Genomic DNA, 14,792 nt, shown 5'->3' with positions numbered 1-14,792 from the left:
CCGTTATATCCGGCCGGCTATCGCGATGATCTTATGACCGGAGCGAAATCCGGCAAGGGGTGATGTGCAGTCAGGCCTCGTCGGAGGTCTGCCCGGCGGCGAGGGACGGGGTGCCCTCGGCGCGGTGGAGGCGGCTGAGGGCCACGAGCAGGCGGCCCGGCAGGGGCGAATCCGGCAGCGGCGCGCCATAACGGGCGTCGCGTCGGGCCTTGGCCGACTGCGCCAGAACGATCGGCCCGAGCGGGCCGGATTGGCCAGGGAGGGGACGACGCGAACGCTTCACTCTTACGCTTCCCTTGAACGACTTCGTGACGAAGCTCCCGAAAACGTCGGCACCCTGCGCGGGTTCCGGGCTCCTGTGGTCAACGCCTGTCCTCGATGCCGCAATCCTGTGCATGGCTGTGAAAGAATCGCGGGAGCGTGTCCGAACCGGCACGATTTCGCGCCAGCCCCTGTGCCGCGACGGGCGGGCGCGCTAACAGGGCGATCATGCTCGAAGGCCTGCCGCCCCACCGCCCGACTCACGTCCTCCGCCTCGACACCGACGAGAAGTCGGCGCGGGCGATGACCGACTTGCTGGGCGAGATGTTCGATCCCACCGAGACGGCGGTCGCCGCCTTCGAGGACGAGGACGGGAAGACGTGGCGCCTCGAAGCCTATTTCGCAGACGAGCCCGACGAGGCGTTCGTCCGCGGCCTGATCCGGCCGGTGATCGGCGCGCAGGCCGATGAGGCCGAGTTCCGCACCATCGCGGAGCAGGATTGGGTGCGCTCCTCCCTCGAAGGGCTGAAGCCGGTGCGCGCCGGCCGCTTCCTGATCCATGGCTCCCACGACCGCGAGGCGCGGCGGGCGAACGACCTCGCCATCGAGATCGAGGCGGCGCTGGCCTTCGGCACCGGCCATCACGGCACGACGTTGGGGTGCCTGCGGGCGCTGGTGGCCGAGCGCAAGCGCCGCCGGCCGCGCCATGTCCTCGATGTCGGCACCGGCACGGGCATCCTGGCCTTCGCCGCCGCCAAGGACTTGCGCCGCCCGGTCGTGGCGGGCGACCTCGACGGCGAGGCCGTGACCACCGCGCGGGAGAATGCCCGCCTCAACGGCCTCGGCCCGTGGCTGAAGCTCTACCATGCCGGCGGCACCCGCCACCGCATGGCGGCGCGCGACCGGCATTTCGATCTCGTCTTCGCCAACATCCTTGCGCGGCCCCTGCGGCTCCTCGCCCCGAGCCTCGCCCGCGTGGTGGCGCCGGGGGGCACGCTGGTCCTGTCGGGCCTGATCGAGCGCGACGTGCCGAGCGTCCTCTCGGCCTATCGCCACCAGGGCTTCGCGCTGTCCAAGCGCGGCGTGATCGAGGGCTGGGTCCACCTCGTCCTGCGCCGGGGCGGCGCCGCGCCGCGCCATCGGACGAACTCTGTCCGGACGCCGTGACCCGTTGCGGGCCGAGCCTCGCGGGCGATAGGCTCCGCGCATGACCGAGTCCCGCCGCCGCTTCCAGACCTTCGACGATCCCGGCCACCGCAAGGGGCCGGAGCGGATCGCGGCCCTGCGCGCCGCGCTGCGCGAAGCGGGGGTCGACGGGTTCGTGGTGCCCCGCGCCGACGAGCACCAGTCGGAATACGTCCCCGCCGATGCGGAACGCCTCGCGTGGCTCACCGGCTTCACCGGCTCGGCCGGCACCGCCGTGATCCTCACCGACGCCGCCGCCCTCGTCGTGGACGGGCGCTACACCCTGCAGGCGCCCGCGCAGGTCGATACCGGCGTGGTGAGCGTGGTGCCCCTGGCCGAGACCAGCGCGGAGGCCTGGATCGGCGAGCATCTCGGCCGCGACCGGGTGCTCGCCTACGACCCCTGGCTGCACACGCCGGACGGGATCGCGCGGCTCGAACGGGCGGTGGCCAAGGCCGGCGGTTCGCTCCGGGCGCTGCCGGAGAACCCGGTCGATTCCTGCTGGGCCGGGCGACCGAAGCCCCCCTCCGGCCGGGTCGTGGCGCAGCCTGAATCCCTCGCGGGCGAGGCGGCGTCCGACAAGCTCGGCCGGGTGCGCGCGGCGCTCGTCGCCGATTCCTGCGACGCGCTGGTGATCTCGGACCCGCACAACCTCGCCTGGGCGTTCAACCTGCGCGGCGGCGACGTCGGCCATACGCCCCTGGCGCTCGGCTACGCGATCCTGCCCCGCGAGGGCCGGGCGCGGCTCTACCTCGTCTCCGGCGACATCGACCCGGCGTTGCGCGCGGCGCTCGACCCCATCGCGGAGATCGGCGCGCGCCTCGACCTCGACGAGGGCATCGCCGCCCTGTCCGGGGCCCGCGTGCGCCTCGACGGAGCCACGGGCGCCGTCGCCCTCAAGGAGCGCGTGGAATCGGCCGGCGGCACGGTCGATGTCGGGAAGGACCCGATCACCGCGATGAAGGCGGTGAAGAACGTGGCCGAGATCGCCGGCACCCGCGAGGCCCACCGCCGCGACGGGGCGAGCGTGGTGCGCTTCCTCGCGTGGCTCGACGGCGCGGCGGCGCGGGGCGACCTCACCGAGATCGCCGCCGTCGAGGCGCTGGAAAATTTCCGCGCCGAGGGCGGCGACCTGCGCGACGTCTCCTTTCCGACCATCTCCGGCTCCGGCGCGAACGGCGCCATCGTCCATTACCGGGTGACGCGGGAGACCGACCGGGCGGTGCGTCTGGGCGAATTGTTCCTCGTGGATTCCGGCGCGCAATACCCCGACGGCACCACCGACATCACCCGCACCCTCGCCATCGGTGAGCCCACGGCGGAGATGCGCGACCGCTTCACGCGGGTGCTGCAGGGCCACGTCGCCATCTCCCGCGCCGTGTTCCCCAAGGGCACGAACGGCGCGCAGATCGACGGCTTCGCCCGCCTGCCCCTGTGGCGGGCCGGGCTCGATTTCGACCACGGTACCGGCCACGGGGTCGGCGCCTTCCTCTCGGTGCACGAGGGGCCGCAGCGCATCGCCAAGACCGGCACCGTGGCCCTGGAGCCCGGCATGATCCTCTCGAACGAGCCGGGCTATTACGCCGCCGGGCGCTACGGCGTCCGCATCGAGAACCTCGTCCTCGTGGAGCCCCGCGCGGTGCCGGGCGGCGAGCGGCCGGTGCTCGGCTTCGAGACCCTGACGCTTGCGCCCTACGACCGACGCCTCATCGACACGTCCCTGCTGGAACCGGGCGAGCGCGCCTGGATCGACGCCTACCACGCCCGCGTGCGCGCGGCCCTGTCGCCGCTCCTCGACGCGCCGACGCGGGGCTGGCTGGAGGCCGCGACGGAACCCCTCGGGGCGTAAGGCCCGCCCCTGCCCCAATTAAGCCGGTGCGGAGGCCGAGAAACCCTCCGCCGCCCGGCGCGAAGAGTCCCGCATGATCGCCCGCCTTCTCCTGATCCTCGCCTGCCTCGGTTGCGGCCCCGCTTTGGCGCAGGGTTTCCGCGTGCCGGCGGACCTCGTGCGGGCGAGCCTCGTGGCCGAGCCTTCGGCGGTGGCGGGCGGCACGCCCTTCACGCTTGCCGTGCACATGAAGCTCAAGCGCGGCTGGCACGTCTACTGGCGCAACCCCGGCGATTCCGGCCTGCCGCCGGAGGTGACGTGGACGCTGCCCGCCGGCTTCGGCACGGGGGCGATCCGCTGGCCGGCGCCGCACCGCATCCCCATCGCGACGCTGATGAACTACGGCTACGAGGACGAGGTGACGCTCCTCGTCCCCGTCACGCCGCCGCCGAGCCTCGACCCGGCCGAGCCGGTGCGGATCGCCGGCAAGCTCACCTACCTCGTCTGCGAGACCGAATGCGTGCCGGGCGCGGCCGACCTCGCCCTGACCCTCCCCGTGGGCAAGCCGACGCCGGACCCCGCCAACGCCGCCCTGTTCACCCGCGCGCGGGCGGCGCTCCCCGTCGCCCCGGTCTGGCCGATGCGCCTGTCCCGCGAGGGCGACCGCATCCGCCTGGACTTCGCCACGAGCGGCCTGCGGGCGGACTCGATCAAGTCGGCCGCCTATTTCCCCTATGGCGAGACCGCCCTCGAGAACGCCGCCGAGCAAACTCTCAGCGTTGATGACCAGGGCTTGCACCTGAGCCTGACACGGGGCGACGACAAGACCTTCCCCCTCTCCCTGCCCGGCGTGCTGACGGTGGAGGAGGACACTGGCAACGGCCTAGTCCGCCTCGCCTTCGCCTATGGCGACGAGCCGGCGCAGGTGCCCTCCGCCGCCGTCGCCCCCCCGGCGGCGGCCGGCGCCCTGCCCGTCCCGGCGGCGGACCAGCCGACCCTGCTCGCCGCCATCGGCCTCGCCCTGCTCGGGGGGCTGATCCTCAACCTGATGCCCTGCGTCTTCCCCGTGCTTTCGATCAAGGTGCTCGGCCTCGTGCGCCAATCGGGCGAGAGCCGGACCCGCGTGCGCCTGCACGGCCTCGCCTACACGGCCGGCGTGCTGGCGAGCTTCCTCGCCCTCGCCGGCCTGCTGATCGCCCTGAAGGGCGGCGGGGCGAGCCTCGGCTGGGGCTTCCAATTGCAATCGCCGCCGGTCGTGGCGGGGCTCGCCTATCTCCTCGTCGCGGTGGGCCTGAGCCTGTCGGGGGTGTTCAGCCTCGGCGGACGCTTCGCCGGCCTCGGCGACGGCCTCGCGCGGCGTTCGGGGCTGCCGGGCTCGTTCTTCACGGGCGTCCTCGCGACCCTCGTCGCCACCCCCTGCACCGCGCCGTTCATGGGCGCGGCGGTGGGTTTCGCCCTGACGCAGGGGCCGGCCATAGCGCTGGCCGTGTTCGCGGCCCTGGGGCTCGGCCTCTCCCTGCCCTTCCTGGCCCTCACCCTGTGGCCCGGCGCCGTGCGGGTGCTGCCGCGCCCCGGCGCGTGGATGGAGACGCTGAAGCAGGCCCTGGCCTTCCCGGTCTACGCCACGGCGGCGTGGCTGATCTGGGTGCTGGCGCAGCAGGTTGATGCGCGGGGGCTGTTCGCGGCCCTGATCGGCGTGGTGCTGGTGGGCTTCGCCGCCTGGGCCTGGGAGCGCAGCCGGGGCGCGACGGCCCTCGGGGAACGCATCTTCCAGGGCCTCGCGGGTCTCGCGATCATCGCCGTGGTGACGCTCGGCTTCGGGCTGGCGCAGCAGCGGGCCATGCCGGCGGCGCAGGCCGCCGCCGAGGGCACCGAGCCCTACAGCCAAGCCCGCCTCGACACCCTGCGGGATGCGCGCCGGCCGGTCTTCGTGAACCTGACGGCGGCGTGGTGCATCACCTGCGCCGTCAACGAGACCACCTCGCTGTCGCGGCCGTCCGTGCAGGCGGCGATGCGGGCGAAGGGCGTGACCTACCTGAAGGGCGACTGGACCAACCAGAACCCCGAGATCACCCGCCTGCTGGAGCGACACGGGCGCAGCGGCGTGCCGCTCTACCTGCTCTACGCGGGCGGCGGCGACCCCACGATCCTGCCGCAGATCCTCACCGAGGGCACGGTGCTGGAGGCGCTGGCCGCGATCCCCGACCGCACGGCCGAGGCGCGCTGACCTCTCACGGCTCCAGCGAGAAGGTCTCGTCGAAGGCGTAGCCCGAGCCGCGCACGGTGCGGATCGGATCAGCCTGACGCGGGCCGTTCAGCGCCTTGCGCAGGCGGCCGACATGCACGTCCACGGTGCGCTCGTCGATGTAGACGTCGTGCCCCCAGACCCCGTCGAGCAATTGCTCGCGGGAGAAGACCCGGCCGGGGCTGAGCATCAGGAATTCCAGCAGGCGGAACTCGGTCGGCCCGAGATGCAGCTCCTGGCCGCCGCGCCGGACCCGGTGGCCGGTGCGGTCGAGCTCGATGTCCCCTGCCGCCAGCCGGTCGGCCACATGGGCGGGCTTGGCCCGGCGCAGCAGCGCGCGGACGCGGGCGAGCAGTTCCGGCACGGAGAACGGCTTGACGATGTAGTCGTCCGCCCCCGTGCCTAGGCCGCGCACGCGGTCCCCCTCCTCGCCCCGGGCGGTGAGCATGATGACCGGCATGCGCTCGGTCTCGCGGCGGGCGCGGATGCGGCGGCACAGTTCGATGCCGGACAGGCCCGGCAGCATCCAATCCAGAAGGACGAGGTCCGGGGTGCGCTCGGCGAGGAGCAGTTCCGCGTCGTCCCCGCGCGCGGCGGCATCGACGCTGAAGCCCTCCGCTTCGAGGTTGTACCGCAGGAGGGTGGTGAGCGCCTCTTCGTCCTCGACGATCAGGACACGCATGCTCGGGAGTCCATTCCACGCCCGTTCCCCCCGGCCGGGCTCGACCGAGGGTGGCGGGCAACACTGATACGCCGAAGCCGTCACCGCCGGGGAGGCGATGACGGCGATGGTTCACGCGCCGGGGGTGACGGTCGCGTAGTTCGAGGCGTCGTTCTTCGGCCGGTCGCCCATGAAGATCTCGCCCGTGGCGAGGTAATGGATCGTCTCGGCGATGTTGGTGGTGTGATCGCCGATCCGCTCGACGTTCTTGGCGCAGAACAGCAGGTGTGTGCAGAACGAGATGTTGCGCGGGTCTTCCATCATGTAGGTCAGGAGTTCGCGGAACAGCGAATTGTAGAGGGCGTCGATCTCGCCGTCGCGCTCCCACACGTCATGCGCCGCCTTGGTGTCGCGGCTGGCATAGGCGTCGAGCACGTCCTTGAGCTGCCCCTCGGCGAGGTCGCTCATGTGGCGCACGCCGAGCACGATCTTCTGCGCCGGCGATTGGTCGGCGATGGCCGTGACGCGCTTGGCGACGTTCTTGGCGAGGTCGCCGATCCGCTCCAGATCGCCGGAGACGCGGATCGCGGAGATGGTCTCGCGCAGGTCCACCGCGAGCGGCTGGCGCCGGGCGATGAGAAGGACGGCCTTCTCCTCGATCTCGCGCTGGAGCGTGTCGAGGCGCTTGTCGGCGATGATGACGGTCTGGGCCAGGGCCTCGTCCTGCCGGGCGAGGGCGAGGGTCGCCTCGCCGGTCATCTTCTCCGCGACGCCGCCCATCTCGGAGATCGAGCGGCGCAGGTCTTCCAAGTCCGTGTCGTAGGACGTGACGATGTGGCCGGGCATGGCGAGACCTCTGCGGTTCGTGGTCGGTGGCTCAGCCGAAGCGGCCGGTGATGTAGTCCTGCGTCTTGCGCTCGTTCGGGTTCATGAAGATCTTGTCGGTCTGGCCGAACTCGACCAGCTCGCCGAGATACATGAACGCCGTGTACTGCGAGATGCGGGCGGCCTGCTGCATGTTGTGCGTGACGATCACGATGGTGAACTCGTCGCGCAGCTGCTCCATCAGCTCCTCGATGCGGCCCGTGGAGATCGGGTCGAGGGCCGAGGTCGGCTCGTCGAACAGGATCACCTCTGGCTTCTGGGCCACGGTGCGGGCGATGCAGAGGCGCTGCTGCTGGCCGCCGGAGAGGCCGGTGCCGGGCTGCTTGAGCTTGTCCTTCACCTCGTCCCACAGGGCGGACTTGCGCAGCGATTCCTCGACGCGGACGTCGAGGTCCGCCTTGGGCAGCTTCTCGTAGAGGCGCAGGCCGAAGGCGACGTTGTCGTAGATCGACATCGGGAAGGGCGTCGGCTTCTGGAACACCATGCCGATGCGCGAGCGCAACTCGTTCAGGTCGACGTTCGAATCGAGAACGTTGCGCCCGTCGAGGAGGATCTCACCCTCGGCGCGCTGCTCCGGGTAGAGGCTGTAGATGCGGTTGAAGCAGCGCAGCAGGGTCGACTTCCCGCAGCCCGAGGGGCCGATCAGCGCCGTGACCTTCCGGTCGTAGAAGTTGAGGTTGACGCTCTTCAGGCCGTGGAACGACCCATAATAGAAGTTGAGGTTCTTGACGGCGATGCGGACGGCCCGGTCGGTGGCGGCGTTGCCACGGCTGAGGTCCCCGGTCGGCAGCGCGGAGGCGGCGTTCATCGTCATGTCCTCGTGATGGGTTCGGACGTCACGCCCTCAGCGGGCGTTCTGCGGCTTGATCACCAGGCGGGCGATGATCGACAGGGCCAGGATGGTCGTGGTGATCAGCAGGGCGCCGGCCCAGGCGAGCCCCTGCCAGTTCGGATAGGGCGAGAGGGCGAACTGGTAGATCATCACAGGAAGGTTCGCGACGCCGCCCATCAGGTTGGGGGAGAACCAGGAATTGTTGTTGAGCGCCGTGAAGAGCAGCGGCGCGGTCTCGCCCGCGATGCGGGCCAGCGCCAGGATGATGCCCGTCACGATGCCGGAGGAGGCGGCCCGCCACGTCACCGAGGTGATGACCTTGGACGCCGGGGCACCGAGCGCCGCGCCGGCCTCGCGCAGGGTGCCGGGCACGAGCCGCAGCATGTCCTCCGTGGTGCGCACGATCACCGGGACGGCGATGATCGCCAGAGCGACGCCGCCGGCCCAGCCGGAATAGGTCCCCATCGGCCGCACCATCAGGGTGTAGACGAACAGGCCGATCAGGATCGACGGCGCCGAGAGCAGCACGTCGTTGAGGAAGCGGATGATGTCCGCGAGCTTCGAGCCCCGCCCGTATTCGGCGAGGTAGGTGCCCGCCATCACGCCGACCGGGGTCGCCACGACGATGCCGATCGTCGTCAGCACGAGGCTGCCGAGGATGGCGTTGGCAATGCCGCCGCCTTCCGAGCCGGGGCCGGGGGTCGGCTGCGTGAACAGGGTCGGGCTGAGGCCCCGGATGCCCTCGACGATGAGCATCAGGAGGATCGAGCCGAGCACCACCGCGCCGACCACCGTCGCGACGAGGCAGGAGATGCGCAGGGCCCGGTCCGCCACCCGGCGACCGGGGCGGACGCGGCTGGCGCGGAGGGGGGACGGGGTCGTCACCAAGGGGTTCGTGGCATCCATCGGGATCGGCTCCTCAGGCGGCCCGGACGCGGCGGGTCAGCAGCCGCGCGACGATCAGCACGATGAAGGTGATGACGAACAGGATGCAGCCGAGCGCCATCAGGGCGTTCAGTTGCAGGCCGTCCGCCTCGTTGAACTCGTTGGCGATCCGCGAGGCGATGGTCGAGGACGGGTCGAAGATCGAGGCCGAGAGCCGGTTGGCGTTGCCGACCACGAAGGTCACCGCCATCGTCTCGCCCAGCGCCCGGCCGAGGCCCAGCATGATCGCGCCGATGATCGACACGGCGGCCTGCGGCACGAGGACGTGGCGCACCACCTCCCAGGTGGTGCAGCCGATGCCGTAGGCGCTCTCGCGCAGGACCGTGGGGATCTGGTCCAGCATGTCCCGGGCGATCGAGGCGATGAACGGCACGATCATGATCGCCAGGATGATGCCGGCGGTGAAGATGCCGACGCCCGAGGGCACCCGCGCATAGAGCAGCGTGCCGACCACCGGGAGCCCCTCGACGAGGTTCGAGAGGGGGATCTGCACGAAGCGCGCGAAGATCGGGGCGAAGATGAACAGGCCCCACATGCCGTAGATGATGCTCGGCACGGCGGCGAGCAGTTCGATCGTCATGGCGACGGGCTTGCGCGCCCAGCCGGGGCAGAGCTGCGTCAGGAAGATCGCGATGCCCAGCGAGACCGGCACGCCGATCAGCAGCGCGATCACCGCTGAGGCGAGGGTGCCGATCACCGCGACCAGGGCGCCGTATTGCTCGGTGCCGATGTTCCAGGCGCTGGAGGTGAGGAAGCCGAAGCCGAATTCGCGGAAGGCGGGCCAGCCGCCGTAGAGGATCGAGCCGAGGATGCCGGCCAGCACCAGCAGCACGAGCAGGGCGGCGGCGTAGGAGCAGGTACGGAACACCGCATCGAGCCCACGGCTCGGACCCCGGCGCGGGGTGGAGCGCGTCTCGGCGATGGCGATGGACTGCGACAAGGCGGGCATCCGCGATTCTCTGGAATGGACGGACTTCTATCGTGGCGGCACCCGCGATGCGAGGGAGGGGGCCCGAAGCCCCCTCCCCGCGCGGGATCTAAAGTCCCAGGATCACATGCCGAAGACGGGCTTGCCGTCCTTGCCCTTGATGGTCTTCCACTCGTCGTGGATCAGGGCGACGACGTTGTCCGGCAGCGGGACGTAGTCGAGGTCCGAGGCGAGCTTGTCGCCGTTCTTGTACGACCAGTCGAAGAACTTCAGCACGTCGGCGGCCTTCGCCGAGTCGGCCGGCTCCTTGTAGACGAGGATGAAGGTCGCGGCGGTGATCGGCCACGCATCCGCACCCGCCTGGTTGGTGAGCGAGATGCCGAAGCCCGGAGCGGCCTTCCAGTCGGCGCTGGCGGCGGCCGCCTGGAACGCCTTGTCGGTCGGCTCGGGGAACTTGCCGTCCTTGTTCTGGATGAGCGTGTAGGCCAGCTTGTTCTGTTTGGCGTAGGCCGATTCGACGTAGCCGATCGAGTTCGGGACCTGCTTCACGGTGGCGGTCACGCCCTCGTTGCCCTTGCCACCCTGGCCCACGGGCCAGGAGATCGTCGTGGCGGCGCCGTATTCCTTCTTCCACGCCTCGGAGGCCTGGGAGAGGTAGGTCGTGAAGATGTTCGTCGTGCCCGAGGCGTCGGACCGGTAGACCGGCGTCACGTTCGCGTCGGGGAGCTTCACGCCCTCGTTCAGCTTGGCGATGCGCGGGTCCGACCACTTGGCGATCTTGCCGGCGTAGATGTCGGCGATGAGTTCGCCGGTCAGCTTCAGCTTGCCGGCCTCGATGCCGGGGATGTTCACCACGGTGACGACGCCGCCCATCACGGTCGGGAACTGGATGAGGCCGTCCTTGGCGAGCTGCTCACCCTTCAGGGGAGCGTCGGTGGCGCCGAAATCGACGGTCTTGGCCTGGATCTGCTTGATGCCGCCGCCGGAGCCGATCGACTGGTAGTTCAAGCCGGTGCCGGTCTCCTTGCGGTAGGCTTCCGCCCACTTGGAATAGACCGGGAAGGGGAAGGTGGCCCCCGCTCCCGTGATGTCGGCGGCGAGCGCCGCGGAGGCGAGCTGGGCCGTCGCGAGGCCGAGGGCGAGCGCGTAAGCGAAGGGTCTCAAGGGTGTCTCCGTCTCGGTCGGCTGCGCCGCCGGGCCCCGGGGCGATACGGCGCAGATCCAAGGGGCACGGAAGGGTCCGGCCGGCGCTCGGGGCGGTACGCCGGTCGTATGACAGGGCTATGACAACCCCGGCGCGCACACCCTTTTGCGCTGCGGTAAGAACCTGATTTCTCGAATCGATCCGGCCCGGACACAAATCAGCAACGGAGCCTCGGAGACCTTCCTCCAAGGCGATGGCACGGGATGGCGGCCGGCTGCGTTGATGTCGCATCGATCCGTTGCCCGGAGGCACCGGGCGATGGGGCCGAAGGGATCGTGGACGTGGTGACAGGGCCTGCGAGGGAGGGCGACGATCCGGACGCGGCCTGGCGTGAGCTTCACGAGGAGCGCGAGGCGTTGGAGCGGGCGCTGTCCCTCTGCCAGACGCGGCAGCGGGTGGCGCGGGACGCGGCCGAGGCCGGCGAGGCCGCGCGCGAGGAGGCGGACCTGCTCCTCAGCCTGGACCGGGTGCTCACGCGGATCAGGGCGGCGGAGTACGGGCGCCAGCCCGGCGCCCGGCGGTGGTGAGCGCGCGTCAGAGGGCCTGACGGCGGTCGCGCTCCTTGTGGCGCAGGCGCAAGAGCAGATCGATCTGCGAATCGGGGATCGGCTGCGTGTCGATGCTGTCTTCGTAGACGCGGCGCAGGCTCTGGCCGAGATGGCCGGTATCGACGCCATTCCCCGGCTTCGCGGACGCGATGCGTGTTCCTGCCATGGCAGCAGTCCGGCTCATGGTCCTCTCCGATACCGAAAACCGGCTCGACCGACGATGACGGGACGAGCGATGGCGACACTCCACTAACTTGGTTAACTACGCGTTACCGTCAACCTATCGTTAAGCTTGCGGCGGAACCTGCGACAATACTGTCCGGTTCAGACACCCAGTAACAATCGGGCGGCGGCGGCGCGGGCCTCGTCCGTCACCGTGGCGCCGGCGAGCATCCGGGCGATCTCCTCGCGGCGGTCTTCCACCGGCAGGGTCGAGACGCGGGTCGCCACCCGCCCCGCGCCCTTCACCGGCGCCTTGGCGATCAGGAGGTGCGTGGCCGCCCGCGCGGCGACCTGCGGCGCGTGGGTGACGGCAATGACCTGCACCGTGTCGGCAAGCCGCGAGAGGCGCAGGCCGATGGCGTCGGCCACCGCGCCGCCGACCCCCGTGTCGATCTCGTCGAAGATCAGGGTCGGGGCCGAGCCCTTGTCGGCGAGCACCACCTTCAAAGCCAGCATGAAGCGGGACAGCTCGCCCCCCGAGGCGACGCGCATCATCGGGCCGGGCTTCGTGCCGGGGTTGGTCTGCGCCCAGAACTCCACCCGGTCGATGCCGGCGGCGTCGCGGGAGGCGGGGTCGGTCGCGATCTCGGTGATGAACCGGGCGCGTTCCAGCTTGAGGGGCGGCAGTTCGGCCTGCACCGCCGCGTCGAGCTTGCGCGCCGCCTTCCTGCGGCCGGCGCTCAGGGTCTCGGCGGCGGCGGCATAGGCGGCCTCCGCCTTCCCCTGCGCGGCTTCGAGGGTGGCGAGTTCGGCCTCGCCCGCGTCGATGGCGGCGACGTCGGCGGCGAAGCGCCCGGCGAGGTCGGCGAGGTCGTCGGCGGCGACGTTGTACTTCCGCGCCGCCGCGCGCAGGGCGAACAGCCGTTCCTCGACGCGTTCGAGTTCGCGCGGATCGAATTCCGCCTCGGCCACCGCGTTCTCGATGGCGGCCCGCGCCTCGTCGAGGGCGACGAGGGCCGCGTCGAGGGCGTTGACGCAGGGCTCGACCAGGGCCGGCAGCAGCGCCGCCCGGCGTTCCAGCTTGCGCAGGGCGGCCGAGAGGTGCGGCACGCCCGAATGCGGCCCTCCGGCCGCGTCCAGCGCCTCGTTGAGTTCGCGGGCGATCTTTTCCGATTGCTGCATCACCGTGCGGCGCTCGGCGAGGCTCGCCTCCTCCCCCGGCAGCGGGTTCAGTTCGCCGAGTTCCTCGACGGCGTGCCGGAGGAAGTCGGCCTCGCGCCGGGCGGTCTCGACCCGCTCCTTGTGCTCGCTGAAGGCGGTGCGGGCGGCGCGCAGGGCGCGGGCGGCGGTGCCGACCTTGGCCGCCTGCGGCTGGAGCCCGCCGAAGGCGTCGAGGATCGCCCGGTGCGAGGCGGGATCGGCCAGCGCCCGGTCGTCGTGCTGGCCGTGGATCTCCACCAGGGCTGCGCCGATGGCCCGCAGCACCTGCACGCCCACCGCCTGATCGTTGACGAAGGCGCGGGTGCGCCCGTCCGCCATCTGCGTGCGGCGCAGGATCAGGTCGCCCTCGGTGTCGAGTTCGGCCTCGGCGGCAATGCGCCTCGCCGGGTGGTCGAGGGGCACGTCGAACACCGCCGTCACGCCGCCCTGCGATTCGCCGGAGCGCACGAGGCGGCCGTCGCCGCGGCCGCCGAGGGCCAGGGCGAAGGCGTCGAGCAGGATCGACTTCCCCGCGCCCGTCTCACCCGTGAGGACGCTGAGCCCTTCGCGGAAATTGAGTTCGAGCTTGTCGATCAGAACGATGTCGCGGATCGCGAGCTGCGCGAGCATGCTGCGGCGGGGCATCCCAGGGGGCGGAAGGGACCGGGAGCACACCGCCGCGACCGGCGGCGCGCTCTCGGGAACGGAGTGCGTACATAAGCCGGCCGCCCCGGCGATTCACCCTAAAAGTTCGCGGCGTGCCGCCCCTACAGGAGCGCCCCCCGCGCCGTAACCGGCCACAGGGCCTCGACGCGGCCGTTGCGGACGCCCACCAGCCAGTCGTGGACGTTGACGGTCGGGTCGCAATGGCCGGGGATCAGGCGCAGCCGGTCGTTGAGCCGGAGCACGTTGCCGGGATCGGCGATCACCCCGTGCTCGTCGGAGGCCTTCAGGTACTCGACGTCGCTGCGGCCGAACACGATCGGCATCCCGCTGTCGACGCTCTGCGCCTTGAGGCCGGCATCGCAGATCGCGACGTCTGCCTTCGCCTTGCTCATCACCGAGGTGAGGATGAACAGGCTGTTCTCGAACTCCGAGATCGGCTTGTCGCCGGCATCGCGGACGCGCTGGTAATCGGCGTCCATGAAGACGTAGGAGCCGCATTGCAGCTCGTTGTAGACGCCGCTCGCCCCCTCCATCTCGAAGCTGCCGGTGCCCGCCCCCGCGACGATGGCGCAGGACAGGCCCTCGGCCTTCAGGAGATCGATGGTGCGCTTCGTGTCGTCGATGGCCTTCTGGATCAGGTCCCGGCGCTCGTCGTGGTCGCGCACATGCTGAGCCTTGCCCTGGTAGGCCTGGAGCCCGGCGAATGTCAGGCCTGGCCGGTCGGCGATGCGGCGGGCGATGGCGACCGCCGGCTCGCCCGGCGCGACGCCGCAGCGGCCCGCGCCGACATCGATCTCCACGAGGCATTCGAGGGTGACGCCGACCTTCACCGCCGCCGCTGAGAGGTCGTCGACGTTGCCGAGGTCGTCGACGCAGACCAGCACCCGGGCGCGGGTGGCCAAAGCCGCCAGCCGCTCGATCTTCTTGGGCGCGACGACCTGGTTCGAGACCAGCACGTCGCGGATGCCCGCGCTCACAAGGGCCTCGGCCTCGCTGACCTTCTGGCAGCACACGCCGCAGGCCCCGCCCCGCTCGATCTGGATCATCGCGATGTCGGAGGACTTGTGCGTCTTGGCGTGCGCCCGGTGGCGCAGGCCCTTCTCCTTCATGTAGCGGCCGAGCTTCTCGACGTTGCGCTCGAAGGCGTCGAGATCGACCACGAGGCAGGGGGTGTCGACCTCATCGACCGGCATGCCGATGGCGGCGGGGAGCGTGTTGGCCATGGGGTTCCTCCTTTGTTGT

14 protein-coding genes are annotated in these 14,792 nt (G+C 70.9%); 4 read left to right on the top strand and 10 right to left on the bottom strand.

Annotated features, from left to right (window positions below; all coding sequences use genetic code 11):
• Positions 1 to 70: 70 nt before the first annotated feature.
• Positions 71 to 283 carry a hypothetical protein gene (locus tag AAHF99_RS19845; protein WP_342166197.1) on the bottom strand — a complete coding sequence of 71 codons (213 nt, stop codon included), beginning with the start codon at positions 281 to 283 and terminating at the stop codon, positions 71 to 73.
• Between the two features lie 206 nt (positions 284 to 489).
• On the opposite strand from AAHF99_RS19845, the gene AAHF99_RS19840 reads away from it, so the two are divergent.
• The 3 genes from AAHF99_RS19840 to AAHF99_RS19830 all read left to right on the top strand — a co-directional run bounded on the left by AAHF99_RS19840 (position 490) and on the right by AAHF99_RS19830 (position 5,501).
• Entirely contained in the window at positions 490 to 1,428 is a 939-nt protein-coding gene (locus tag AAHF99_RS19840) for a 50S ribosomal protein L11 methyltransferase (protein ID WP_342166196.1), read from the top strand.
• Positions 1,429 to 1,468: 40 nt separating this feature from the next.
• Entirely contained in the window at positions 1,469 to 3,295 is a 1,827-nt protein-coding gene (locus AAHF99_RS19835) for an aminopeptidase P family protein (RefSeq protein ID WP_342166195.1), read from the top strand.
• 73 nt (positions 3,296 to 3,368) lie between these two features.
• The gene (locus AAHF99_RS19830; RefSeq protein WP_342166194.1) at positions 3,369 to 5,501 is read left to right on the top strand and encodes a protein-disulfide reductase DsbD family protein; all 2,133 of its coding nucleotides are present in this window, start codon (positions 3,369 to 3,371) and stop codon (positions 5,499 to 5,501) included.
• Positions 5,502 to 5,505: 4 nt separating this feature from the next.
• On the opposite strand, the gene phoB is transcribed toward AAHF99_RS19830, so the two are convergent.
• The 6 genes from phoB to pstS all read right to left on the bottom strand — a co-directional run bounded on the left by phoB (position 5,506) and on the right by pstS (position 10,934).
• The gene (gene phoB, locus AAHF99_RS19825) at positions 5,506 to 6,201 is read right to left on the bottom strand and encodes a phosphate regulon transcriptional regulator PhoB (RefSeq protein WP_243956897.1); all 696 of its coding nucleotides are present in this window, start codon (positions 6,199 to 6,201) and stop codon (positions 5,506 to 5,508) included.
• Positions 6,202 to 6,312: 111 nt separating this feature from the next.
• Positions 6,313 to 7,026, bottom strand: coding sequence for a phosphate signaling complex protein PhoU (gene phoU, locus AAHF99_RS19820; protein ID WP_342166193.1), 714 nt, complete (start codon positions 7,024 to 7,026; stop codon positions 6,313 to 6,315).
• A gap of 31 nt (positions 7,027 to 7,057) precedes the next feature.
• Positions 7,058 to 7,873, bottom strand: a complete 816-nt coding sequence (pstB, locus tag AAHF99_RS19815; protein ID WP_342166192.1) for a phosphate ABC transporter ATP-binding protein PstB — start codon at positions 7,871 to 7,873, stop codon at positions 7,058 to 7,060.
• 36 nt (positions 7,874 to 7,909) lie between these two features.
• Positions 7,910 to 8,803 carry a phosphate ABC transporter permease PstA gene (gene pstA, locus AAHF99_RS19810; RefSeq protein WP_342166191.1) on the bottom strand — a complete coding sequence of 298 codons (894 nt, stop codon included), beginning with the start codon at positions 8,801 to 8,803 and terminating at the stop codon, positions 7,910 to 7,912.
• Between the two features lie 13 nt (positions 8,804 to 8,816).
• Positions 8,817 to 9,791: a phosphate ABC transporter permease subunit PstC gene (pstC, locus tag AAHF99_RS19805; protein ID WP_342166189.1), complete on the bottom strand. Its 975-nt coding sequence runs from the start codon at positions 9,789 to 9,791 to the stop codon at positions 8,817 to 8,819.
• Positions 9,792 to 9,893: 102 nt separating this feature from the next.
• Entirely contained in the window at positions 9,894 to 10,934 is a 1,041-nt protein-coding gene (pstS, locus tag AAHF99_RS19800; protein ID WP_342166188.1) for a phosphate ABC transporter substrate-binding protein PstS, read from the bottom strand.
• 321 nt (positions 10,935 to 11,255) lie between these two features.
• Here pstS and AAHF99_RS19795 point away from each other — a divergent pair, with 321 nt between their 5' ends.
• On the top strand, positions 11,256 to 11,501 hold the full coding sequence (locus tag AAHF99_RS19795; protein ID WP_342166187.1) for a hypothetical protein: 246 nt from the start codon (positions 11,256 to 11,258) through the stop codon (positions 11,499 to 11,501).
• Positions 11,502 to 11,508: 7 nt separating this feature from the next.
• On the opposite strand, the gene AAHF99_RS19790 is transcribed toward AAHF99_RS19795, so the two are convergent.
• From AAHF99_RS19790 to AAHF99_RS19780, 3 genes are all read right to left on the bottom strand, one after another.
• Entirely contained in the window at positions 11,509 to 11,706 is a 198-nt protein-coding gene (locus AAHF99_RS19790; protein ID WP_342166186.1) for a hypothetical protein, read from the bottom strand.
• A 140-nt stretch (positions 11,707 to 11,846) separates the two neighbouring features.
• Positions 11,847 to 13,514 (bottom strand): DNA repair protein RecN, encoded by a 1,668-nt coding sequence (gene recN, locus AAHF99_RS19785; RefSeq protein WP_342166185.1) that lies wholly within the window; start codon positions 13,512 to 13,514, stop codon positions 11,847 to 11,849.
• 137 nt (positions 13,515 to 13,651) lie between these two features.
• Complete coding sequence (locus AAHF99_RS19780; protein WP_342166184.1) at positions 13,652 to 14,773, bottom strand: DSD1 family PLP-dependent enzyme; 1,122 nt, start codon at positions 14,771 to 14,773, stop codon at positions 13,652 to 13,654.
• Positions 14,774 to 14,792 lie beyond the last annotated feature (19 nt).

Origin of the sequence: Methylobacterium litchii (assembly GCF_038442315.1) — a bacterium.
In the GTDB taxonomy this organism is placed as follows: Bacteria; Pseudomonadota; Alphaproteobacteria; order Rhizobiales; family Beijerinckiaceae; genus Methylobacterium; species Methylobacterium litchii.
Note: the sequence above shows the minus strand (reverse complement) of the source record. Positions and strands in the feature narration are given on the sequence as shown.